We start from the raw sequence: 992 nt of genomic DNA, 5'->3' as shown, positions 1-992 counted from the left end.
CCCCTTCGGAGGCCACGTACAGCATCATGCCGAGCGACCACAGGTCGGAGGCGGCCAGGCCCTCCGCGCCGCGCACCCGTTCGGGCGCGATGTACTCGGGCGAGCCGATCAGCGCGCCCGTCGAGGTGAGCGCGGTCGATCCGTGCAGCGCGGCGATGCCGAAGTCGGTGAGCACGGCCGAGCCCTCCGGCCGCAGCAGGACGTTGGCCGGTTTCACGTCACGGTGGAGCACCCCTTCGGCGTGCGCGGCCCGCAGCGCCGACAACACGTCGAGCCCGATGCGCAGGACGTCCGCGACGGGCATCGGGCCGGACTCCAGCCGGTCGTGCAGCGAGCCGCCCTTGACCAGCTCCATCACGATCCACGGATGCCCCTCGCCGTCCGGCGCGGGCTCCACGATGTGGTGGATCGTCACCACGTTCGGGTGCGTGAGCCGGGCGAGCGCCCGGGCCTCGCGCACCGCCCGTTCGCGCAGTTGGACGACGAGGCCGGGCTGCGCGGCGGCGGTCGCCGGGTCCGGCGGGCGCACCTCTTTCAGGGCGACGTCGCGGTGCAACGCGATGTCGCGGGCGCGCCACACCGTGCCCATGCCTCCGGCGCCCAGGGGGCCGATCAGTTCGAAGCGGCCGTCGACCAGCTGTCCGCCGGCCTCACTCGTGTCCATGGGCGGTCATCGTAGGCGGCGTCGGTGTCAGCAGCCCCGCCGGTCCACCGTCAGCATGCCCTGCACCGTCGTGAGCGTACGGTCGTAACAGCCCCCGGGCGTCTGCGATCCGTACAGCCGGTACCGCGCCGTGGTGGTGGCCACCGCGTGGCGCTCCTCGCGCGGGACGTTCGCGGTGTAGCTCGCGTCGCCCGTGTACCGGTCGTCGAGCCGTGAACGGTCGATCTCCCGGCCGCCGCGCAGGACGACGGTGTCGGAGCGGTCGCCGAGGGAGAGGACCGTGCGCAACCGGTCCCCGGCCCCTAAAGTGGTCTCGCCGTCCATCGTG

General features: G+C 73.3%; 1 protein-coding gene and 1 pseudogene. Both read right to left on the bottom strand.

All coding sequences use genetic code 11. The features are described 5' to 3' along the window. On the bottom strand, positions 1–664 hold a 664-nt coding region (locus ADK55_RS16220; RefSeq protein ID WP_159041413.1), incomplete at its 3' end, for a serine/threonine-protein kinase. Positions 665–691: 27 nt separating this feature from the next. Further along, positions 692–992 (bottom strand): annotated as a pseudogene (locus ADK55_RS16215) (peptide-N4-asparagine amidase); the annotation flags it as partial.

The sequence above is a fragment of the Streptomyces sp. WM4235 genome, from assembly GCF_001279725.1.
GTDB lineage: Bacteria > Actinomycetota > Actinomycetes > Streptomycetales > Streptomycetaceae > Streptomyces.
The sequence above is the reverse complement of the archived record's forward strand: the minus strand, read 5'-3'. Positions and strand labels throughout refer to the sequence as shown.